17 protein-coding genes and 3 pseudogenes are annotated in these 21,483 nt (G+C 68.3%); 10 read left to right on the top strand and 10 right to left on the bottom strand.

Annotation, left to right across the window (positions count from 1 at the left end; genetic code table 11):
* Positions 1-80: 80 nt before the first annotated feature.
* A pseudogene (locus tag ACIPC1_RS12485) lies at positions 81-956 on the bottom strand (phosphotransferase family protein).
* Positions 957-1,664: 708 nt separating this feature from the next.
* On the opposite strand from ACIPC1_RS12485, the gene ACIPC1_RS12480 reads away from it, so the two are divergent.
* The 3 genes from ACIPC1_RS12480 (at position 1,665) to ACIPC1_RS12470 (ending at position 5,142) form a co-directional block, all read left to right on the top strand.
* On the top strand, positions 1,665-3,284 hold the full coding sequence (locus ACIPC1_RS12480) for a DUF4158 domain-containing protein (protein WP_402516016.1): 1,620 nt from the start codon (positions 1,665-1,667) through the stop codon (positions 3,282-3,284).
* Between the two features lie 63 nt (positions 3,285-3,347).
* Complete coding sequence (locus tag ACIPC1_RS12475) at positions 3,348-4,886, top strand: transposase (RefSeq protein WP_402516014.1); 1,539 nt, start codon at positions 3,348-3,350, stop codon at positions 4,884-4,886.
* Positions 4,887-4,950: 64 nt separating this feature from the next.
* Positions 4,951-5,142, top strand: a complete 192-nt coding sequence (locus tag ACIPC1_RS12470) for a hypothetical protein (protein WP_402516011.1) — start codon at positions 4,951-4,953, stop codon at positions 5,140-5,142.
* Between the two features lie 204 nt (positions 5,143-5,346).
* Here the strand turns inward: ACIPC1_RS12470 and ACIPC1_RS12465 are convergent, their stop codons facing one another.
* Positions 5,347-5,886 (bottom strand): YbhB/YbcL family Raf kinase inhibitor-like protein, encoded by a 540-nt coding sequence (locus ACIPC1_RS12465; protein ID WP_402516010.1) that lies wholly within the window; start codon positions 5,884-5,886, stop codon positions 5,347-5,349.
* A 162-nt stretch (positions 5,887-6,048) separates the two neighbouring features.
* On the opposite strand from ACIPC1_RS12465, the gene ACIPC1_RS12460 reads away from it, so the two are divergent.
* From ACIPC1_RS12460 to ACIPC1_RS12450, 3 genes are all read left to right on the top strand, one after another.
* Complete coding sequence (locus ACIPC1_RS12460) at positions 6,049-6,753, top strand: GntR family transcriptional regulator (protein WP_402516007.1); 705 nt, start codon at positions 6,049-6,051, stop codon at positions 6,751-6,753.
* 58 nt (positions 6,754-6,811) lie between these two features.
* Positions 6,812-7,675 carry a hypothetical protein gene (locus ACIPC1_RS12455; protein WP_402516004.1) on the top strand — a complete coding sequence of 288 codons (864 nt, stop codon included), beginning with the start codon at positions 6,812-6,814 and terminating at the stop codon, positions 7,673-7,675.
* Between the two features lie 227 nt (positions 7,676-7,902).
* Positions 7,903-8,970, top strand: a complete 1,068-nt coding sequence (locus ACIPC1_RS12450; protein WP_402516002.1) for a tyrosine-type recombinase/integrase — start codon at positions 7,903-7,905, stop codon at positions 8,968-8,970.
* A gap of 231 nt (positions 8,971-9,201) precedes the next feature.
* Here the strand turns inward: ACIPC1_RS12450 and ACIPC1_RS12445 are convergent, their stop codons facing one another.
* The 3 genes from ACIPC1_RS12445 to ACIPC1_RS12435 all read right to left on the bottom strand — a co-directional run bounded on the left by ACIPC1_RS12445 (position 9,202) and on the right by ACIPC1_RS12435 (position 11,198).
* Positions 9,202-10,038, bottom strand: a complete 837-nt coding sequence (locus ACIPC1_RS12445) for a pentapeptide repeat-containing protein (protein WP_402516001.1) — start codon at positions 10,036-10,038, stop codon at positions 9,202-9,204.
* Between the two features lie 219 nt (positions 10,039-10,257).
* On the bottom strand, positions 10,258-10,686 hold the full coding sequence (locus tag ACIPC1_RS12440) for a VOC family protein (RefSeq protein ID WP_402515999.1): 429 nt from the start codon (positions 10,684-10,686) through the stop codon (positions 10,258-10,260).
* A 131-nt stretch (positions 10,687-10,817) separates the two neighbouring features.
* A complete protein-coding gene (locus ACIPC1_RS12435) occupies positions 10,818-11,198 on the bottom strand; it encodes a VOC family protein (RefSeq protein WP_384388534.1) in 381 nt (126 codons plus the stop codon).
* Positions 11,199-11,613: 415 nt separating this feature from the next.
* On the opposite strand from ACIPC1_RS12435, the gene ACIPC1_RS12430 reads away from it, so the two are divergent.
* Positions 11,614-11,790: a hypothetical protein gene (locus ACIPC1_RS12430; protein ID WP_402515997.1), complete on the top strand. Its 177-nt coding sequence runs from the start codon at positions 11,614-11,616 to the stop codon at positions 11,788-11,790.
* A 60-nt stretch (positions 11,791-11,850) separates the two neighbouring features.
* Here the strand turns inward: ACIPC1_RS12430 and ACIPC1_RS12425 are convergent, their stop codons facing one another.
* Both ACIPC1_RS12425 and ACIPC1_RS12420 read right to left on the bottom strand, forming a co-directional pair.
* Complete coding sequence (locus ACIPC1_RS12425) at positions 11,851-12,483, bottom strand: DUF2461 family protein (protein ID WP_402515996.1); 633 nt, start codon at positions 12,481-12,483, stop codon at positions 11,851-11,853.
* A 451-nt stretch (positions 12,484-12,934) separates the two neighbouring features.
* Positions 12,935-13,231: a hypothetical protein gene (locus ACIPC1_RS12420; RefSeq protein ID WP_402515993.1), complete on the bottom strand. Its 297-nt coding sequence runs from the start codon at positions 13,229-13,231 to the stop codon at positions 12,935-12,937.
* Between the two features lie 157 nt (positions 13,232-13,388).
* Here ACIPC1_RS12420 and ACIPC1_RS12415 point away from each other — a divergent pair, with 157 nt between their 5' ends.
* On the top strand, positions 13,389-16,115 hold the full coding sequence (locus ACIPC1_RS12415; protein WP_402515990.1) for a discoidin domain-containing protein: 2,727 nt from the start codon (positions 13,389-13,391) through the stop codon (positions 16,113-16,115).
* 284 nt (positions 16,116-16,399) lie between these two features.
* A complete protein-coding gene (locus ACIPC1_RS12410; protein WP_402515988.1) occupies positions 16,400-18,418 on the top strand; it encodes an ATP-binding protein in 2,019 nt (672 codons plus the stop codon).
* A 39-nt stretch (positions 18,419-18,457) separates the two neighbouring features.
* On the opposite strand, the pseudogene ACIPC1_RS12405 reads toward ACIPC1_RS12410, so the two are convergent.
* Positions 18,458-19,180: pseudogene (locus ACIPC1_RS12405) on the bottom strand (nuclear transport factor 2 family protein); the annotation flags it as partial.
* 69 nt (positions 19,181-19,249) lie between these two features.
* Here ACIPC1_RS12405 and ACIPC1_RS12400 point away from each other — a divergent pair.
* Positions 19,250-19,542 (top strand): annotated as a pseudogene (locus ACIPC1_RS12400) (ATP-binding cassette domain-containing protein); the annotation flags it as partial.
* Between the two features lie 288 nt (positions 19,543-19,830).
* Here the strand turns inward: ACIPC1_RS12400 and ACIPC1_RS12395 are convergent.
* Positions 19,831-21,087: a TolB family protein gene (locus tag ACIPC1_RS12395; RefSeq protein WP_402515985.1), complete on the bottom strand. Its 1,257-nt coding sequence runs from the start codon at positions 21,085-21,087 to the stop codon at positions 19,831-19,833.
* A 157-nt stretch (positions 21,088-21,244) separates the two neighbouring features.
* Positions 21,245-21,457, bottom strand: coding sequence for a hypothetical protein (locus tag ACIPC1_RS12390; protein ID WP_384388518.1), 213 nt, complete (start codon positions 21,455-21,457; stop codon positions 21,245-21,247).
* Positions 21,458-21,483 lie beyond the last annotated feature (26 nt).

Below are 21,483 nucleotides of genomic sequence, written 5' to 3'. Positions count from 1 at the left end.
CGGGCTGCCGGGAGCCGGCCTCTGGGCAGGCGTTTCCCTGGGGCGGGCTTGATAGGAACCAAGTGGCACGCCGCAGGTGTTCACCCGTCGACCAGGTCGAGTGCCTTGTTCAGGTTGTACTCGGCTATGCCCGCCATGAACGCCCGGTCGGGGAAATCGCCGTCGAGCAGGCGCAGTGGACCTGCCGTCAGTGAGAGTCGCTGCGCGAGCATGTAGAGCGCGAGCCGGTCCTCGTCCAGTCCGTCCACCTTCAGTGGCCGGTAGGCGTCGTGCAGGCGGATCTGCAGAAAGACGTGCTCCCACTCGACGTCGAAGTACGTCAAGCCCTCGATGTCGATCACCACAGGGTTTCCGTCCGTGTCCACCAGCACATGGTCGGGCCCCAGTTCACCGTGCACGACCGCGTACTGGGCACGTGGCCGCACCACCGCCGCCAGACCTTGCAGCCGTTCCTCCAGTCGGCCGCGGGCTCCCGCGACACGTGGATCGCGCGACGCCGCCTCGGCGAGGTCACGTAGCGCACGGTCCAGGACGACCCCCTGGCACGACATCCCGCGCGATGTTCCACCTGCGTCCACCACAGCCACCTTGCCGTAGGTGAAGGCCCGATGCCGCCCCATCGCCTCCAGCGCCTCCCCGAGCCGGGCCATGACCGGGGCAGCCACACTCGGGTCGCGCGCGAGCAGCTCCTCCAGGTTCTCGCCCTGGAAATCCTCCACGATCGCGAGGCCGGCCCGGCAGTGGACGCCGTCGCGGTCGACCTAACGGATCGCCGGGACGCGGACACCCAATGCGTCCAGCCGCGCGTGCGCGGCCTCGAACAGGGCGAGGCCGGCACCGGGTGAGAACGGGTCGGTGAGGTCGTCATCGCCCTCGGCCGTCGGCCAGTAGTTCTCGGCGTTGTCCCACACGTAGGCGATCGCTGTCGTCGCATCGTCCATCACCAGGCGGTACACGCCCTTCTTGCTGCCGCCCGAGACCCGCTCAACCGCCTCCAGCCGCCGACCACCGCCCAACGCGGCCCGCACCGCACCCGCCAACTGCTCGCGCGTCCCCGCCCTGCGTGCCACGTCCCGAACCACCTCTCCGCCACGACAACCCGCGCACCCTACGGGAACATCGATGCGGGGGCGACAGACTTTTCCCGCATCCGAGGACACGCCGGTTGGGTCCGCCACACGGGTTCCGGAACCCGGAACCTATGAACGCGCCCATCCTCCTGGGCGATAGGGCGCTCGGCTCCACAACCCGACGACCTGCTACCCGCGACGACGACGCCTGACAGGCAATGATTCGCCCAGTGCGGCCAGTTGCCCAGCGGAGCGAAGGTGCTGACCCGGTATACAGGGGCAGACCGTGGAGCCTGGCCTGACGTTGGAAGACCGGATCCCTGCTGGCAGAAGATCTGCTGGCGTACGAACGTCCAGAGCCGCGACACGAAGCTGCCACGCACCCAAGCCGAGCGCCGCCACGCCCGCCACGGCCGCTACGGGGCCCACGGCGTCAAGCAGAGCCATGGCTTCGGCCTTTGGGGGTGTGACCGAGATACGCGCCAAAGGGGCAACGGGATGATCTTGAAGCCCTGAGCGCCCGTCGGCCGTCACCCATTCGGCTCAGTGTCGTTGGTGGTGATGTTGAGCGTCGTCTGGGGCCTGGGGTGGGTTGTGACATCGATTGAACGGACCGCGTATCCGCGGTTCAAGCGGCTGATCACCGCGCATGAGCTGCATCTGTTCTTCTCCCCGAGCCGCGATGAGCTGGAGTGGGCGGCCGATGCCACGGACTGCGATGAGCATCTGCTGGCGCTGCTGCTGATGCTGAAGTCGTACCGGCGTATGGGGTGTTTCCCGGCGTTGGAGGACGTCCCGGAGATGGTGGTGGACTTCGTCCGGCGGGCGGTGGAGCTACCGGAGGGCACGCTGCCGGTGTACCGGGCGGAGCGGACCGCCAAGCACCACCGGGGCCTGGTCCGCAAGCAGGCTGGCGTGACATACGACCAGGCCAAGGCCCGCGGGATCGTCGAGCAGTCGATCCGCAAGGAGGCCGCGGCGAAGAACCGCCCGGCGGATCTGATCAACATCGCGCTGGAGAAGGTGGTGGAGTCCGGGCTGGAACTGCCCGGGTTCTCGACCTTCGACAAGATGGCCTCGAAAATCCGCACCGAGGTGAACGCCTCGATCTGCACGGGCATCCACGACCGCATGAGCGTCGCTCAGCGGGCGGGGCTCATGCGACTGTTGGAGGACCGCGACAGTGACGGGACGACGCTGTTCAACCGGCTGAAGAAGCCCGCGCAGGGCCCGACCTGGTCGCACTTCAAGAACCTGACCAAGCGTCTGGAATGGCTGGACGAGCTGGGCGACACCGATGTATGGATGGACGGAGTCGCCGCAGGGAAGATCACCGACTTCGCCGGGGAGGCGGACGCGGCGGATGCCTCGGAGCTGCGGGACTTCGTCCCCGTCAAACGCATCGCGCTGGTCGCGGCCCTGACGCACAAGGCCAGGATGCGGGTGCGGGACGACCTGGCGACGATGTGCTGCAAGCGCGTGGCGACGAAGATCAAGAAGGCCAAGGCGGAGCTGGAAGAGATCCGGCTCGCCGAGCGGGAGATCGTCGAGGCCCTGATCGGGAACTACCGCACGGTGCTCAAGCACATCGACGAGGGCGGCCCGGCCCAGGAGGCGCTCACGAAGGCCGCGGCCATGACCGCCGAAGTCCGCCAGGCCCTGGACGGTCTGGACGAGGAGGCACCGGTGGACGAGGTTGCGACGCGGCTGGAGGGCAGGGTCTCCCCGGCGGTCCTCGCCCTGGTGAAGGCTCAGGTGGTGCAGGCTGGCGGGTTCGGCGCGGTCACCCGCGCGGTGGACGGCTTCGGCGGGTTCGCGAAGCAGTACGAGCAGATCGAGAAGGTCTCCGCCCATCACGGCAACTTCTGGGAAGTGCTGCTGTACGGGCAGATCGGCCGGGACCGGGCGGTGATGTTCGACCTGGCCGACAACGACAAGCTGAAGTTCACCGCGACCAGCGAGGACAGCCGTGTGCTGGACGCGCTCGCGCACGCCCAGCGGCACCAGGCGGCCCGCGGCGAGTACATCACCGCCTTCAACGAGGAGGGCAAGGAGGTCGACATCTCTTTCGCCACCCAGAACTGGCGCAAGGCGGTGGTCGACAAGACCCGGACCGGGCAGTTCGTGCGCAAGCACTTCGAGGCGATGGTCTTCACCGCGCTCGCCGAGGAACTGCGCACCGGCGACGTCGCGGTGGTCGGCTCGGAGGAGTAGGCCGACTGGTCCGAGCAGCTGCTGACCTGGGAGGCCGTCCAGGAGACGCTGGGGTCCTACCTCGTGGAGGTCGGCCTCGCCGAGCCGGGCGAGAGCACCGAGTTCGACGCCAAGTTCTTCCGTCGGCAGCTGGAGGACAAGCTGCGCGGCGCCGCCGCGGTGGCTGACGCCGGGTACCCGGAGAACGACGGCCTGGTCATCGATCCGGAGACGGGCATCCCCTCACTGAAGGCGTTTAGGGCGGACGGTCAGCGGCCCTCGGCGAAGCGGCTGGAGCAGGAGATCAAGGCGAGGATGCCGGAGCGTTCCCTGATGGGGATCGTGGCCCGGACCGCGTACTGGGTGGAGTGGTGGCGCCGTTTCGGCCCGCCGTCGGGCAACGAGCCCAAGCTCACCGACCCCCTGGGCCGCTATGTGATCGTGACGTTCGTCAAGGGCACCAACATGGGCCCGTACGAGGCCGTCCGGCACATCCCCGGGGTGAGCGGGCACGAGCTGTCGTACGTCGCCAACAAGCACTTCTCGATCGTGCTGCTGAACGAGGCGGTCGCCGACCTGGTGAACGCGCACGCCCGCCTGGACATCTCGCAGGCGTGGGGCGACGGGACCACAGTCGCGGCGGACGGCACCCACATGGACACCTATCTCGACAACCTGCTCTCCGAGACGAGCGTCAGGTATGGCAAGCCGGGGGGAATCGCCTACCACCACATCTCGGACACCTATATCGCGCTGTTCACGCACTTCATCCCGTGCGGGGTGTGGGAGGCCGTCTACATCATCGAGGGCCTGCTGAAGAACACCTCCGAGGTGCAGCCGACCGCCGTGCACGCGGATACCCAAGGCCAGAGCTTCCCTGTCTTCGCGCTCGCCCACCTGCTGGGCTTCGATCTGATGCCCAGGATCAGAAACTGGAAGGAACTGACCTTCTACCGGCCCTCCAAGCAGAGCGAGTACGTGCACATCGACGCCCTGTTCGGCGAGCCGGGCAAGCACGTCATCGACTTCGACCTGATCGAGTCCCAGTTCCGCCACCTGATGCGCGTGGCCGTCTCTGTACGCGAGGGCACCATCTCCTCCTCCACGCTGCTCAAGCGCCTGCGCTCGGGGTCGCGGAAAAATGCCACTTACGCCGCCTTCCGCGAGGTCGGCCGCGTGATCCGCACCGTGCAGCTCCTGCGCTACCTCTCCGACTCGCCGCTGCGCCGGCGTGTGACGGCGGCGACCAACAAGGTGGAGTCGTACAACCGGTTCTCCCAGTGGATCGGCTTCGGCAACCGCGGCGTCATCGCCGATAACGACCCCATCGAGCAGGAGAAGGCGATGAAGTTCAACGCGCTGCTCACGAACGCGGTGATCTTCCACAACGCCCTGGACATCGCGGAGATCGTGCGGCAGCTGCTGGAGGAGGGATGGGAGATCGACCCGGAGGACCTTGCGCACATCTCGCCGTACCTGACCGAGCACATCAATCGGTTCGGCGAGTACAGCACGCATGAACTCGGCATCCAGCCCGACGCGTACGACCCGAAGCTCGACGTCGACTTCACACCGCTGCGCGAGCAGGACCTGACCGTTGTCGGCCTCGGCCAGGCCGCTTGACCGACTGCGAGCCTTCTTGTGTGAGCGCTGGCCGTACAGGCGAAGCGGCGCCCGAAGCCACCTCATGCAGATCGTCGCCGAACCGGCGTGGGCGAAGAAACTGTCGGACGAAGACCGACGAGGGATAAGGGCATTGTTCTGGTCGAACACCAACCCGTACGGCACTCTCGACATGGACAAGCGGGTCGACTTGGTGCCGCCAGTGAAGGTGCCGAGCCCGCGCTCCGTCGAAGCCACCGCCGCGGTGGCTCGCTGACCCTGTCGCCACAGTCGAAAGGGGCGTCCGAAGCTTCCTGTAGCTTCGGACGCCCTTTGTGACCGGCCTCGGGGCTGGTGACCAGGGGGACGAGGTAGGCGTGGCAAGTGGCCAGCCGGTTCGCCGCGGTCCTTAGCGCCTCCCACCGGACGTTGACCAGGTGGAGGGCCCGGTTGCGCTCGGCGCGGGCCTTATGGCTGTTCTTCAGGCGAGAGTCTCAGCGGTGGCTGTCAGGACCGCGCGGCCGAGGATGTGGCCGGCCATGGTGAAGCCGAGGGTGGCCGGGGTGGCGTCGGCGGGGACGCCGATGGACTCGACGTCGAGGGCATGCACCACGGTGAAGTAGCGGTGCGGGCCGTGTCCGGCCGGCGGGGCGGCGCCGATGAAACGGGCCGCGCGGGCGTCGTTGGGCAGCTGGAACGCGCCCCCGGGCAGGCCCGAGCCGGTGTCGTCGCCGGCACCTTCGGGCAACTCGGTGACGGTGGCAGGGATGTCGGCGACCGCCCAGTGCCAGAACCCGGACCCGGTGGGGGCGTCGGGGTCGTAGACCGTGACGGCGTAGCTCTTGGTGCCTTCCGGGGCGCCGCTCCAAGAAAGTTGCGGGGAGACGTCCTTCCCGCCGGGAACGCCGGAGAGGCCGGAGTATTGCTCGATCGACCAGGGGGCGCCGTCGGTGACGGTGGTGCTGACAACGGTGAAAGAGGCCGCCTCGGGGAGACGGGCAAAGGGGTCGTTGGAGCTCATGGTGTCGTGCCTCTCAGGTGCGCTGTGGGGTGGTGGTGATGCGGTCGGCGGAGGTCCCGCCGTGGTGGCGCCAGAAGGCGACGTGGTTACGCTCCCGCTCACTACCGAGATCGACGATAACACCGATAATCGATTATTACTCGGATCATCTATTGTGTGGGCATGACCCAGACGACTCACACCTCACCCTCGGCGGGGAAGCAGATGCTCTCCGAGCAGGTCTACACACACCTGCGGGACGCGATCATGCGCGGGGACCACGCCCCCGGTGATGCCCTTAAACCCCAGGACCTCGCGAAAGAGCAGGGCGTGAGCCTGGCCGTCGTGCGTGAGGCGCTCGTGCGGGTGGTCGGCGAGGGCCTCGCCGACCGGCTGCCCAACCGCGGCTTCGCCGTCCCGGCCTACTCCGACCGCCGCTGGCAGGAGATCGCGGAGGCCCGCCGGACGATCGAACCAGTCATGCTGCGCATGGCCGTCGAACGCGGCGATGTGGACTGGGAAGCCCGCGTACGAGCCTCCCACCACCGTCTGACCCGCACCCCGGCGTACGTGGCGGAGGAGGGCGAGCACTACAGCAGCGCCTGGGCCGAAGCCCACCGCCTCTTCCACCGCACGCTGCTGGAGGGGTGCGGCAACCTCGTCCTGCTGGAGACCTTCGACCGGCTGTGGACCGCGAGCGAGCTGGCCCGCCGCTGGTCGGCGCACCGCAACCCCGACCGGGACGGCGCCGCCGAGCACCGCCGACTGGAGGAGGCGGCGCTGGCCCGCGACGCCGACACCGCAGCCGAGGTACTGATCCGGCACCTCACCCAGACCGCGGCCGGGCTGACCGGCTGCACCCACCACGAACCCGAGAAGGAAGTCTGATGCGCCTCGCCCGCCTGGCCGCACGACCACACCTGATCACCGACACCGGAGCCACAGCATGACTACCTTTCAGGCGAGCACAGGCCGCCACTGCCACAACGCCGTCAGCCCTCTGCACACAGCCGTGTATTTCGCACCGGAGCGGCAGGACGAACTCGCGGCGCTCGGGTTTGAGCGCGGGGCCATGTCCTACTACGCGGGCCGCGCTGCCCCGCTCGGTGCAGTCGGCGCGGGCACCGTCACGGCGACGTTCTACAACTTCAACCACGAACATGTGAAGCGGTACATTCCCGCCGCGTGGACGGTCACCACACCGGAGGCGGTGCTCGCGGCGCTACTGCGCGGCGTGGACGGGATGCTGCGACGACAGCTCGGACGGGAGGTCCTCGCGTCGAAGGAGATGGCCGAGGCAGCTGGGCTGGCGCTGCGCGCCACCGAGGCGTGCCACCGTGAGGCGCGCCCGCTGTACGCCGCGCACGCCGGCCTCCCGGTGCCCGAGGAGCCGCACCTGGCCCTGTGGCACGCCGCGACGCTTCTGCGCGAACACCGGGGTGACGGTCACCTCGCCGCCCTGGCGATCGCCGGCCTGTCCGGAATCGAGGCGCTAGTCCTGCACAACGCCACCGGCACGGCACCGACATCGGCACTGTTCATGCGGACCCGCGGGTGGTCCGCGCAGCAGTGGGACACCGCCCGGGACCAGTTGCGCGAGCGCGGCCTGCTGGACGAGGCGGGCGACCTCAGGCAGGCGGGCGCGACCCTGCGCGGCGAGACCGAGGTACTCACCGACCGCCTCGACGCCGCCCCGTACGACCACCTCGGCCCGGCCGCCACCGCACGCCTCACCGAACTGGCCGGCGGCTTCTCCAAAACCCTCAGAGCAGCGGGCGCCTTCCCCGCAGTGCACTTCGGCAAAGGCTGAGGGCCGGGGCCGGCAGACCTCGTAGTAGCTACGGTCAGGTGGCGTGCAGCGCTACATGACGTTCAGTTCTGCGGTTGCTGCGACGGCCGGTGGCAGTGCCGCAGTAAATGCCAGATTTACTGCGGCGGAGCCCTTACCGTGATCATCGCGACCTGTGGCGGGGCATTCCGGCCGCCGGGGTGAGGTGTACGCATTTACTGCGGCAGCACCGGGAGGGCGGAGAGGGCATGACGATCGAACCGGTGACCGAACTCGGGAGCGGGGGCGCGTTGCGGTTGCCGCGCGCCCGTGTCGTGCCCATGTCCGCCCCTCCCGCGTCGTACACCGCGGCGGTCGAGCGCTACCTCACCGGCGCGGGCATCGCGAAGTCCTCCGCGCGTATCTACCGGATCTCGCTGACGACCTGGGGGTGGATGCTCATCGGTGAACCGGCGCCGACCGGACCCGCCCGCCGGGGCGCGAAGCCGCCCATCTTCCCCGTCGCCGCCATCGATGACCCGGCGCTGCCCGAGGTGCTGGCCGAGCTGGCGGCGGCGCGGGCGGACGAGATGGACGCCGACACCGTCAACCGGGAGTTGTCCATCGCACGCAAGGCGATCGGCTGGTGGCAGCGCCAGGGTTGGACCGAGTGCGATCCGACGATCGGCATCGAGCGGCGGCCGGCGCCGCCGGACCGCACCAAGGCTCTCGCGGAGAATCAGATCGCTGCCCTGTGGCGCCTCGACGTCGCGCTGCGGGAGAAGACGCAGTGGAAGATGCTCTACGAGTCCGCCGCACGGGCCGACGAGGTGCTGTGCCTGAACGTGGAAGACCTGTACCCGCAGGACAAGCGGGGGAAGATCACCGCCAAGGGCGGGGCGATTGAGTGGATTCACTGGCAGTCCGGCACCGCCCAGCTCCTGCCCCGCCTCATCGCCCGCCGCACCTGCGGCCCGCTGTTCCTCACCGACCGCAAGGCTCCGGCCGGAACACCGACGCTCGACGTGTGCCCGGAGACCGGCCGGGCCCGGCTCTCCTACCGCCGCGCTGAGGAGATCTTCGAGGAGAACACCCGGCTGCTGGCCAACCCCCTCGCCTCACCCGACGACATCGAGGACCTGGACGGCTGGACCCTGCACCGGCTCCGCCACAGTGCACTGACGCACGACGCGGAAGACGGCACCTCCACCCCGATGCTGCTGGCCCGCTCCCGCCACGCCTCCGTCCGCTCCCTGGAGCGGTATGCCCGCCCCGGCGTCGACTCGGTCGCCCGGCACGTCGCCGAACGCGACCCCGCTGCACGTCGCCGCACGTAGATCTGAGCGGATCAGGGCTTCAAGATCATCCCGTTGCCCCTTTGGCGCGTATCTCGGTCACACCCTCTTTGGGCCCAAGACACATCCTGGGGAGTCGTACCGATCCCACTCTCTCCGTCGATGACGGCGGACGCTGGAAATTCCCCGCGTACGGCCAGCTGCGAATCCAGCCCGCTGTGCTCATTCACGCGGCCGGAGTCTTGCTTTCGAAAACGCACACGCTGTACGAGCTCACTCGACGTCAGTCCTGAATGCCCGGAGCGTGGTGCCGTGCGGGGGCGTCCCGGTGCCGATGGCCCCTGTGAGGTCCGCGCCGGTGAAGTCCGCGTCGGTGAGTGCGGCGCCCGTCAGGTTGGCGCTCCGCAAGCCGGCGTCGGCGAACGTCGTGCGCCAGAGGTCACAGCCGGTGAAGTCGGCTCCGTCGAGGTTGGATCCGGCGAAGCAGAACCCGCTCAGGTCGTGATCGGCCAGCTCGGCGCCGCGCAGGTCGACCTTCTCCAGCTCGATGCTGTCTCCTGGCATCACCATGCTGCGTCGGCTCAGCGCCGCAATGGCTCCGCCCACGTCGTCACGGAGCCCCCCGTGATAGCGCTGTCGTTCGGCGTCCACCTCACCGGGTGGACGGGGCGGCGGCCAAGGCGCCTGTTGTCTGACGAAAGAGGCCAGCAGTGCGGCCACATGGCCGCGATAGTGCGGTGCCGCGTCGGCGATCTGCTCCATGGCGTACACGCCGCCGTGCCGCACGGACACCTGCTCATTTGACAGTTGCTCGATGGCCCGCCCGAACAGCTCGATGAACTGCCCCTCCCGACTCACGCGGATCTGACGCAGGGTGAGCACCGCACCCAGCCCGAAGCCGCCCAGCGCGACCATCCCTCCCGCGCCCTGCAGAAGCACCACGCGTACGTCGTTCACCGCTTTGAGCCGGTCGGCAGCCGAAAGCTGGAACCCGCCGTGGTCGCCGATGTCGTGCCGCACGATCCAGGCAGGCGCGAACGCCACGCAACAGCCCAGCAGCACGCCGATCCCCACCGTGATCACCACGGCCAGCCACACAGTCCGCCGCATGCCCGAAGCATGAAAGACATCCCCAGTTGCTGACAAGGATGGGACTGGACACCGGCACGCAGCATCGGTCACTCAATGTGACAGTCGCGGCCGGGCAGCTCCCCGCTAAGCGGCCGCAACCCGGCCGCACCACCTCGTCCTCACCGGATAACTCCCGCTCCTGCGAGACCAGCGGGGTCCAAGGGAGGCGGCTCTCCACCTCGCCGATTCGAGGGAGGCTCAGTCGATGCAGAACTCGTTGCCCTCGATGTCCAGCATCGGGATGCAGGCATCATTGCCGTCGTACAACGTCTGCACGTGCACTGCGCCGAGCGGCTCCAGGCGCGTGCGTTCAGCCTCAAGTGCGGCAAGACGCTCTTCGCCCACGAGGCCGGTGCCAACCCGTACATCAAGATGCACCCGGTTTTTGACAGCCTTCCCCTCGGGGACACGCTGGAAAAACAGTCGCGGGCCCACCCCTGAGGGATCTATACAGGCGAACCATGAATCCTGCTGCTCAGGGGCCTGCGAACGCCTGAAATCGTCCCAAGTCGCAAACGTCTCCGGTGGCGGCGGTACGACGTACCCCAACACCTCGCACCAGAAGCGAGCAAGGCGCTCAGGTTCCGCGCAGTCAAAGGTGACTTGGAACTGCTTGATCGATGACATCGGCGCACCCTACCAAGGGGCTCTTCCCCTCATTTCTCCTGGTGGACCCGCATGCTGTCGAGAGGACACCCCCGTCGCACAGGACATCGACGCAGACCCGAGACCTGGTGCCGAGACGTGAGCGATGGGCATCAGAGTGGGTTGAGGCGGGCCTTGAGCAGGCAGAACTCATTGCCTTCGGGGTCGGTCAGGACATGCCACGGCTCCTGCCCCGTCTGGCCGATGTCGGCCGGGCGCGCGCCGAGTTTCAGAAGGCGTTCGAGCTCGGCGTCCTGATCGCGGTCGGTGGCGTTGACGTCGAGGTGCAGTCGCGGCTTCCCCTTCTCCGGCTCATCCCTGCGGCTGAGGATGATCGTCGGTTGCGGGCCGCCGAACCCTTCACGAGGCCCGATCTCCAGCGTGCCGTCGTCCTCCCGGTCGAGCACGACGAAGTCCAGAACCTCGCACCAGAACCGAGCCAGCACCTCCGGGTCGCGGCAACCGAGCACGAGCTCACTGATACGACACGCCATAACGAAACCTGCTCTCATCCTGGGAACTGCCGGGAGTCCACATGCGAACCTCACGGACTACCCGGCAGCGAAAACAACCCGGTGAACGTACCGAACAAGGCGAGCAGGGGCGAAATGATTTCAGTGCCGACCGTGTCCGGGCAGCCGGGCAAGGCCGTTGGCCATGCCCTGCACTCCACACGCCAAGACTTGCGCCGGTGACGCATCCGACATCGGGGATCAGCTGGCGTCAGGGCCGGGCCGCACCTCCTGAGCGTGCTGGATGACCCCCTCCAGGGACGGTTCGCCTTCCTCCGGAGCTGGTGCCACCCCACCAGGCCACGCACTCGACACGGGAGGTGGTCAGGTCAACTCCGCAGGCTGGCAACCCCGTTGCGGGGCTACGAAGACGGTGAGGAGGGGCAATCCGCGCCGGATGTTCGACCACCGCATCACGCTGCGCGCGGGCATTCCCGAACTCCTGCCGGATGTGCTCGCCGGTGTCCTCGTTCCGGAGCCCGTCTTCGATCGTGCCGTTCCCCTGGCCGAGGGGCCGGACGGCTATCGGGCGATGGACGACCGGTCGGCACCGAAGACGCGCATCTGCTTCTGAGCGTGGGGGCCGCGCGGCACCGGTGCGGTTGCTCCCGTGCTGCGCGGTGGCCTCGTGACGTCAGGCCGCGCTCTTCACATGGCGGACCAGCCACATCAGCAGGGCGTCCAGGTCGGTTGCGGCCGAGAGGACCCGGTCGACCGCCTCGGGGGTGTGCAGCCACTCCTCGCAGCCGAGGGGGCGGGCGGCGATCAGCGAACGGTGGCGTAGCAGGTCCGTACGGGAGTGGTCCGCCGGATAGCCGCGCGGGGGGCGTTTCATCACGTCGCCCGAGACGTCGTAACCCTTCTTACGTACGTCCTCGACGATGGCGGACAGATCGCGGCCGCTCCCCTCGGAGGCCACGGCTTTGCGGAACATGTCCACCTGGCCGGGATCGGGGTACCACCAGGCGCCCTGTATCCGCAGGCCGTCCAGGTCGAACCGGAGACCGATCTCCACCTTGCGGCCGAGCCGGATCACCGCGCCCTGGTGCTGCCACCACCAGGAGTTGGTGCGGTAGTGCCAGACGGAGAAGTCCTCGTACCGGCGGTCGGTGTCCGCGACCTCGTTCAGCAGAGCGATCATCGGCTGCCGTACCAGGCGTTCGCGGTCCGCGCGGTAGCGCTCGCGGGTCGCGTGGGTCGGTTCGCCCTGGAGCTTCCACAACACGTCCATGGCCTGCTCAGGCCAGCCGGTGAACTGTCCACGCATGCGCGGAGGATAGCCCACGGCCGGACGCACGGACTGCACCGTCCACGCCACGCTCGCCCTCCCGACGTCACTCGAGGTCACAACTGAGCTGTCGGCTCGAGCCGTTGACGATTGAACCCAAGGACCCGGTAATCAGGTACCGGTGAGTTCGTAAAGAGTCAGCTTCATTTGCATGGAGGGGAAATATACGTCTAGGTCTTCCGAGCCAAACAATGGGGAGTACTGCCCTGTTATGCACCATTGGCGTGCGAAAGTGCCTTCCCACGCTGAGATTTGATGTAAGTCTTCCCTTCGCGACACACAAATGTCATAGTGGCGCGCTGCATCAAGCCGGAGCTATGAATCTTATTCATTTCCTGAAGGAGGCTTTCGACGTGCCAGGGCCGCAGGCAACGCGGGCGGGAAGGAACGGGCGCAACGTCCAACTGCCACCGTTCGGGCCGCGTTTCGCTCAGGCGGTAGCGGTCACGCTGTTCGTCGCCGAGGCGTCAAAGACGTCCGCGACGTCCAAGACGTCTGCGACGTCCGACAGCACCGGCACAACCGCGTCGATCTCGTCGACGCCAAGGACGCCACCTTCGACGTCCGCATGGTTACGACGCTGCGCGGCGGCATCACCGGTGCCACGCGGATCGCGCGCCCTGCCGACGCCGGTGTGACCAACCCCGTACGCCACCCGCACGAATCGCTGGTGACGTCGGCCCCCGTGGCGCACGAGCGCCACATGGACGCCGAGGAGCTCGTGCACGTCGCTCACCCCCCGGATACCGGATAGGTGACACGCAATGCCGTGCCGCCCCCGGCAGCGCCATCTCCCCCAACGACTCCTCGGAGAATCCATGCATCGACGTTTCCTGCGCCCGGCCGCATTCCGGACGGCCATCGCCGCAGTGCCAACACTCCTCGTGGCTGCCGCCATTGGTGTCGGCGTGATTCCCGCCGAAGCCGCGGCCGCACCCATCGTCTACAACGTCGCCCCGACGGGACAGGGCACCACCTGCTCGACCACGGCCCCGTGCGCGCTTCTGACCGCGCAGAGCAAGGTCCGGGCGGCGACAGCCACGATGACCACGGACATCAACGTCGTGCTGGCCGACGGGACTTACCGTCTCAGCGGCCCGCTCTCGTTCGGTTCCACGGCGGGCGACTCCGCGACGGGCGGTCACACCGTCAGCTACCAGGCGGCTCCCGGCACCCACCCGGTCCTCAGCGGCGGCCAGCAGGTCACCGGATGGACCCAGGGATCCAACGGCGTCTGGAGCGCCAACGTCCCGTCCGGCACCGACACCCGCCAGCTCTACGTCGACGGTGTGCGCGCCAACCGCGCGTCCGGACCGGCGCCGACCACCTTCACCCGTACCGCCACCGGCTACACGACCTCGAACACGACCCTTGCCGGCTGGCAGAACATCTCCAACATGGAGTTCGTCTACGGCGTCGAGTGGACGCAGATGCGCTGCGGCGTCGCCTCGGTGTCGGGAAGCACCGTCACGATGCAGCAGCCGTGCTTCGACAACTCCACGAAGAAGCAGTACGGCGTGAACGCCGACATACCGACCACCATCGAGAACGCGAAGGAACTGCTCAACGCTCCGGGCGAGTTCTACCTCGACAAGCCGGGCCACACCGTCTACTACCTGCCCCGCGCGGGCCAGCAGATGGGCACCGCCGACGCCGAACTCCCCAGCCTGCAGAACCTGATCACGGGCGAAGGCACCGCCTCGAACCCGCTGCGCGGCCTGTCCATCAGCGGTATCACCGTCGCGTACGGGGGCTGGACCACCCCGAACTCGGCCGACGGCTTCTCCGAGGTGCAGGCGAACATGCGTCTCACCGGTGCCAGCGCCTGGCAGAAGCAGGGGTCGTGCGACCGCTTCTCCACCACTGATCCGGGAACCTGCCCGTACGGCAACTGGACGATGACTCCGGGCAACGTGACGTTCGCCTATACCGACGGGCTGAAGCTGAGCGGCAACACCTTTCAGCATCTCGGCGCCGCCGGGCTCCAGTTGGGCCAGGGCGTCACCAACTCCTCGATCACCGGGAACGTCTTCACCGACATCTCCGGAAGCGGCATCGAGATCGGCAACGGCACCGACGCGAACCCGACCGACCTCGGTGTCCTGCCCACCGGCAACACCATCGCCGACAACTGGATCCACAACATAGCCGTCGAGTACACCGGCGGCGTCGGCATCTTCCAGGGCTACACCCGCAACGACACGATCACGCACAACCAGGTCAACAACGTCCCCTACAGCGGCATCAGTTCGAACTGGGGCTGGGGACGCACCGCCACCAAGTCCTCGGGCAACAAGATCACCAACAACCTCGTCTACGACTACATGCAGCAGCGCACCGACGGCGGCGGCATCTACGTCCTCGGGCAGGAGGGCACCTCGCTCTCCGACGGCCTGGTCATCAGCGGCAACGTCGTACGCGGCGCCGGGGGCGGCGGGTTCGCCATCTACACCGACGGCGGCAGCCAGTATGTGACGATGACCGGCAACGCGGCCTACAACGCCAACAACGCCTCCATGGGCGGCTGCAAGGAGGGGACGACCACTCCGTACGGCGACTTCTCCTTCACCGGCAACTACTTCGAGAACCTCACGCCCAACTGGGTCTGCGGGAACCCGAGCAACGTCAACGTCAGCGGGAACACGCAGGTCTCCGCCGACGGCGTCGGTGTACCGGCTTCGCTCCTGGCCAACGCAGGCCTCGAAACGGCGTACGCGGGCATCGCCGCACCGCCGACCGGCGCGGCGCCGACCAACCTCGCGGCCCACAAGCCGGCCGTGGCGCAGTTCCTCGACGGCAGCACCGCACAGCTGCAGCCGGGGTCCCAGGTGGCCTACGCGACGGACGGTGACCCCGCCACGTCCACACAGGCCAGCGGGCAGTTCAAGTGGCAGCTCGTGGTCGACCTGCAGCAGTCCCAGACCCTGGGATACCTCACGGTCGGCATGCCCCAGGCCCACTTCGCGACCGACTTCCACGTGGACGCCTCGACCAACGGGACCACCTGGACCACCGTCAGCACCGTCAACAACAGCGGCTGGGGAACCGTCCCCGTCGCCTTCTCCACGCCGGTGACCGCCCGCTACCTGCGCGTCGTCGCCGACAAGCCGGACAACTCGGGCCAGCGCGGGGACCAGATGGCGATCAGCGAGATCGGCGCGTACGCCCCCGCCACCCAGGGCAGCAACAACATCGCGCTGAACACGCCGGCCCAAGCGCTGTTCATCGACGGAACCCAGGCCGACATGCAACCGAGTTCCACCCCGGCGCTCGGCGACGACGGCAACACGTCGACTTTCGCGCAGGCTTCGGGACGCTACCGGTGGACGCTGCAAGTGGACCTCCAGCAGGCGCAGTCGGTCAACGTGGTGTCCGTCCTCACGCCCACCGACAAGTACGCGACCGCCTTCCACGTGGACGTCTCCCTCGACGGTTCGTCCTTCTGGACGGTCGCGCACCGCACTGACAGTGCGGGAGGCGTCACCGGCGTCCAGCTGGACGCACCGGTCACGGCTCGTTATGTGCGGGTCGTCGCCGACCGGCCGAACTCCGGTGGCCAGGCCGGCGGCCAGATGGCGATCAGCGAACTCGCCGTGTACGGCACCAAGTAGCGGCGAGCAACCGGATGCGTGGCCCAGATCGGCCACGCATCCGGTTGCGATCCGGCGTGAAAGCGCAGACTGCCCGAACGGGAGGCGAACCCACCCCCTACGGACGGCCTTTTGGCCCGGTCGGGGGCCCAAAAGGTCAAACGAAGCGGTTCACCTCGTCGACTACAGAGACTTTCCGATCGAATAGTTGTCGAACTCGATCGCTTGTGACCGTTTCACGTAAGAGGGGCTGGCCCCGCGCCCAAGCTAGGCAGGATAGGGCCGTGGTAGGCAACCTCCCCGTGATGACGACCAGCTTCGTCGGCCGTGACAGCGAACTCGACGAAGTCAAAGTGGCGTCGGCCCGGCATCGTTTGGTCACCCTCACCGGTGGCGGCGGTGTCGGTAAGAGCCGTCTGGCGCTGCGCGTCGCGGAGCAGATACGAGGTCGTTACACCGACGGAGTCTGGTGGGTCGACCTGTCCAACCTCTACGACGACCGCTTGTTCACCGCCACGGTCTGCGACGCGGTCGATCTCCTGGACCACAATCCGCGCGCCCCCGTCGAGGCGCTGTGCGAGTGGCTGACCGGTCGGGAGGTCGTACTCGTCTTCGACTGCTGCGAACGAGTGCTGGCTTCCTGCCGCTCGCTGCTGAGCGAACTCCTCGCTGCTGCACCGCACTTGAAGGTCATCGCCACCAGTAGAGAGCCCCTCGGCGTGAAGGGTGAGCACCGTATCGAGGTGGCTCCGCTCTCCATGGACGAGGGCGGCAGCGGAGACGCCGTGCGCCTGTTCCGCGAGCGCTGCGCCACGGCCGCCCCTGCGGTGTCCCTCGACTCCCCCGGCTCCGCCGACGCCGTCGCCGCCATCTGTCGCCGCCTCGAGGGAATCCCGCTCGCCGTCGAACTCGCCTGCGCGCGCCTGCGGGAGAGCAGCCTCACGGAGATCGCCGAGCGCCTCGGCTCACGGCTCGACACCCTCGTCGACGAGACGATGTGGCCCCAGCGCCACCGAGCCCTTCGCACGGCGATCGGCTGGAGCCACGAACTGTGCTCCCCCGTCGAGCGCCTACTGTGGGCCAGGCTCTCCGTCTTCCGCGGCCCCGTCGAAGTGTCGGACGCCCAGTCCGTCTGCGCGGGAGGCCCTCTCACTGCCCACGACATCCCTCCGCTTCTCGAGCGGCTCGTCGATCAGTCCGTCCTCCAACAGGTGGGCACCCGCTACCGCATGCTCGACACAGTGTGCGAGTACGGGGCCATGTGGCTCGCGGAACTCGGTGAGGAGCAGGCCCTCACCCGACTCCATGCCGCGCACTTCGCCACCGTCCTGGCCGAGTCCGAGGCCGACTGGCTCAGCGATCGGCAGGTCGCCTGGTACGCGCGGATCTCCGCAAGCCACAGTGACGTACGCGCCGCTCTCGACCACCTCATCGAGGCGGACCCCGTTGCCGCCCTCGAAATGGCCGGCCGGACGGGCCTGTTCTGGCCCTGCTGCGGACACCTCCACGAATCCCGCGACTATCTTGAACGCGTCCTGGCTCTCGACACGCCCAAGGGCCCCTCCCGCACCCGAGCGCTCTGGGCCCTGGGCATCACGCTCACCCTCCAGGGCGACCACCACATCGCCCTGCGCATCGGGGAGGAATGCGCCGATGCGGCGCGCCAGGACGGCACCCCACAGTCCCAACTCTTCGCCGCCCACACCCTCGGCCTCACCCACCTCATGGCGGGCCGCCCCCAGGCCGCGTACGACGTCAGCCACCAGGCCTTGACCAACCACAGCACGTCTCCCCCGTCGGGCGCGCCGCAGCTCTGCTGCATGGTGATCCGGACGTTCGCCCAATCCGCGCTGGGCCGACTGGCCGAGGCCTATGAAGCTGCCATCGATCTGCGCGATCTCAGCCTTCGGTACGGCGAGCAGTGGGCGCGGTCGTACGCGTTCCATCAACTCGCCTTCATAGACCTCCTCCAGGGCCGCGCGCACGACGCCGAACGCCACGCCCTGGCCATGCTCACCAGCAAGCACATCGTGAACGACAACCTCGGAATCGCCCTCGCTCTCGACCTCCTCACCGGAGCGAACGCGGTCCAGGGCAACGGCATCGGGGCGGCCCACACCTCGGGAACCGGGAACACCTTCTGGCGCATGCTCGGCCACCCGAATCGCGGCACACCCGAACTTTCCGAGGTCCGTGACCAATGGGAGCTGCAAGCGCGCAAAGCGGCGGGGGACGACGCCTACAACAAGGCCTTCCGCAACGCGCTGAACGACGACGCGGAACACAGCCTCGCCCTCGTGCTGCAAAGCCCTCCACTCCCCTGACCGTCACCTGGTCCCGGCAGGGGATCGCTGCCCCGTTTCTCAGAAGTGTCGGTGATACGTCTTGTTGGCGATGCGCCAACTGTCGTCGACGTGGACCAGCAGGAAGACGTCGGTGCAGGTGTCCGCGCCGTGCCGGAGCGTCATGGTCGCGGTCGCGACGGTGCCGTGGACGGCGATGGCGTCGAGGCGGCGTGAGCGGGTCGGTTCATCCAACGCCGGTTCGCCCTGGAAGAGGGCGCAGTACCCGGTTAGGGGCCACGAGACGAAAGCGCCGCCCCGGGTTCCCTCGATGTGGGCGGTGGGCAGGAACGCGCCGCGGAAGTGGGTGGGGTCGCCGATGGCGTGGCCGCGGATGCAGGCGCGGAGTGGTTCAAGCACGGCGTCCTCCACAGCAGGGACCGCGGCGGCAACGGCGATATCGGCCTCTTGGGGGCGGCAGGAGTGTCGGCCAGGGCGGCTGCGCTGCCGAGAGGGATGTTCGACGCCGCGGCCAGCAGCGCCATGTCCTTGGTCGGCGCACCCATCGTGAACTCCTCCGTGAGAGAAACCGGTTGGTCGGTGCGGAAGGAGCGTTTGCGGGCCACGAGGCGTCGAGCGGGCCGAGTTCGAGGACGACCAGCACCTCGGTACGGGGCAAGCCGAGGACGGTCTCCTGCCGCAGTGAGGCGCACAGCGCGAGGACGGCACCGGTGAGGCTGTTGTTGGCGATCAACTTGAGCGCGGCGGCGGTGGAGCGTCGTCGACGTGCCGCACGTTGCCCAGCACTCCGGCAGGGGGAGCGGCCCCCCGCCGCCGGTTTCAGGGCGCTGAAACCATCCTCAAAGCGCGCCGATTGCGCCCTCCCGCAAGCTCTGCGGCACGACGACAACGACATCGCACTCACCGGCCATCGTGGCCAAGGGACTGCGCAAGTCCGACGGGGACAAGACGGTCCTCTACAGCATCGACCTGACGGCGCCGGCCGGCACCGTCTCCTCCCTGCTCGGTCCGAACGGTGCCGGCAAGGCCACCGCCGTGAAGGTCCTCTCCACCTCATCACCGCCGACGCTGGCGACCTGCACGTCGGCGGCCACAAGCTGACCGCCGCACCGCAGGCCGTGCGCGCCGCGATCGGCGTCGCCGGCTAGGTCCTGTCGTCACATTCCCGTCGCGTTGCAGACGGGAATGTGACGACAGGACGTAGGAGCTGAAGCGGCTCATCCCCGGCACACACGCCCGGCTCCGCTCCACCGACCCGACCGCCTACCAGTCCGCCGCCACCGCCCTACGCGAAGCCGCCCTTCCCCACCGACGAAGCCTTCTCCCCGACCATCCCCATCCCCATCCCCCGCCGTACCCGCAGTCCGTGCCGCCGCGCGTCGGTCAACTCCGCCTCGGCGAAAGGGAAGGTGGGCCCAGCGGGCTTGGCGCGGTCACCGGAGGCGGAGCGCGAAGACGTCGCTCAATGCGTTGGTGTCCTCGGGTACGAGGTCGGTGTCGATGGAGCTGAAGACCACGGTCCGGCCGTTGCCTGAGACGGCCCCGCGGGTGAGCGATCCGTTCGCAGGCCCGCCGTCCGTGCCCGAACTCACCCGCCGGGACTTCCCCGTCGTCAGGTCGAGGACCGCGACCGGCCAGGCCCAGCCTGATTCGGCGGCCGGGTCGTCGGCGTCCAGCTCGTACGCCACATGGCGGCCGTCGGCGCTCAGCTGGCCGCCGCGGGTGCCGGGCCGGGCCGGGTTGCCCGGGATCGCGATCGTGGTGCCGGACTCCACGTCCCTCACGAACATGTTGCTCGATCGGTCGTCGGGGGTGACGGGCCCGGCGTTGAACTTCTCGAAGAGGACCCGTCGGCCGTCGCCGCTGATCGACGGGGAGCTCAGGACCCGCAGGGGTGTTGTCCCGTCGTACGCCACGTCGATGATCTGCTCCGTGTCGGCGGCGCGGTCCTGAAGGAACACATGGCCGATATGTGGCCCCTTGGGGATGGGCGTGGTGAAGGTGTACGCGACGCGCTGCCCGTCGTCGCTGATGGCCGGGCCTGCCGCGTAGTACACCTCGGGCTCGGTGTCGGGCCTGCTGACCCGCTCGGTCGTACCGGTGACCCGATCGCGCACGTACACCCGTGATCCCTCGTCCGCGGTCGAGCCGGCCGGCCGGTACACGACGAACGCGACATGACGGCCGTTGGCAGTGAGCACGGGGGTGCTGACCGCACCGGCCGCGAAGTCGTCCTCGGGCGGGGCGGCGAGCCGCTCGACGGCGCCGTTCCGCAGGTCCTGAACGTACGCGCTCCTCATCCCGGTGCTGTTGTCGTAGGCGGTGTAGGCAATGAGACCGCCGGTTCGGCTCAGCGACGGCGTGCCCAACTGGTGGCCGGTCAGGGCGACGCGTTGCAGGGATCCGGTACGCAGCTGACGTACGAATATGTCCATCGAGCCCGGCGAGTCGCCTGGGGCCAGGTTCGAGGCGGACGACACGAACGCCGCCACCCGACCGTCCCTGCTGATCACGGCACCGTCGGCATAGGCGTCGGCCTGTGTGCCGTCCGCCGCCACGCTCAGCCGCACAGTGGTCGGTGCCGTAGGCGCGGCGTGAGCCGTCGGCAGAGTCGTCATCATGAGTGCGGCGACCAGAGCGGACGCGGACGCGCCTGTCGTTACGCGAACCACGCGAGCGGAATAGGTCATGTCTCCCCCAGGGACATTCCAAGGCGCCCGACCCCCCGCCGGGCACACGGGGAGTAAAGCTCACCTCCCGCTCCGTGGGCAATCCGATCGATTATGTACAACCCAAGCGGGCTCCGAGCCGTCCGCGCCAGGCGGCACCGCGCACCGAAGCGGACAGTCAGTTGAAAGCGTCCGTCATGCAGTCCACCCGGCACCGGGCGGCCTCGAAGCGTCGGCGGAGGGCGGCCGCTGCCTGTTCGCGCTCCACCGAGACGAGCCCGTAGTGCTGATGCGCCACGCCGATCACGTCGCCGACCGTGACGACAGCCGGTTCGTCCCGTGCGGCCCGTCGGCGAGCCTCGGCGATCGCCATGTCCGCGGCTCGCAGCAAATTCCGGGATTGGTCCCTGGCCGCGG

The organism is Streptomyces sp. NPDC087263 (assembly GCF_044744645.1).
GTDB lineage: Bacteria > Actinomycetota > Actinomycetes > Streptomycetales > Streptomycetaceae > Streptomyces.
Note: the sequence above shows the minus strand (reverse complement) of the source record. Positions and strands in the feature narration are given on the sequence as shown.

Coding starts and splice junctions, on each gene's coding strand:
- ACIPC1_RS12435 (WP_384388534.1), bottom strand. CDS start 11,198: ATGGCGTGTCGTATCAGTGAGCTCGTGCTCGGTTGCCGCGACCCGGAG.
- ACIPC1_RS12430 (WP_402515997.1), top strand. CDS start 11,614: ATGTTCGACCACCGCATCACGCTGCGCGCGGGCATTCCCGAACTCCTG.
- ACIPC1_RS12450 (WP_402516002.1), top strand. CDS start 7,903: ATGACGATCGAACCGGTGACCGAACTCGGGAGCGGGGGCGCGTTGCGG.
- ACIPC1_RS12425 (WP_402515996.1), bottom strand. CDS start 12,483: ATGCGTGGACAGTTCACCGGCTGGCCTGAGCAGGCCATGGACGTGTTG.
- ACIPC1_RS12445 (WP_402516001.1), bottom strand. CDS start 10,038: ATGCGGCGGACTGTGTGGCTGGCCGTGGTGATCACGGTGGGGATCGGC.
- ACIPC1_RS12395 (WP_402515985.1), bottom strand. CDS start 21,087: ATGACCTATTCCGCTCGCGTGGTTCGCGTAACGACAGGCGCGTCCGCG.
- ACIPC1_RS12470 (WP_402516011.1), top strand. CDS start 4,951: ATGCAGATCGTCGCCGAACCGGCGTGGGCGAAGAAACTGTCGGACGAA.
- ACIPC1_RS12460 (WP_402516007.1), top strand. CDS start 6,049: ATGACCCAGACGACTCACACCTCACCCTCGGCGGGGAAGCAGATGCTC.
- ACIPC1_RS12410 (WP_402515988.1), top strand. CDS start 16,400: ATGACGACCAGCTTCGTCGGCCGTGACAGCGAACTCGACGAAGTCAAA.
- ACIPC1_RS12465 (WP_402516010.1), bottom strand. CDS start 5,886: ATGAGCTCCAACGACCCCTTTGCCCGTCTCCCCGAGGCGGCCTCTTTC.
- ACIPC1_RS12455 (WP_402516004.1), top strand. CDS start 6,812: ATGACTACCTTTCAGGCGAGCACAGGCCGCCACTGCCACAACGCCGTC.
- ACIPC1_RS12440 (WP_402515999.1), bottom strand. CDS start 10,686: ATGTCATCGATCAAGCAGTTCCAAGTCACCTTTGACTGCGCGGAACCT.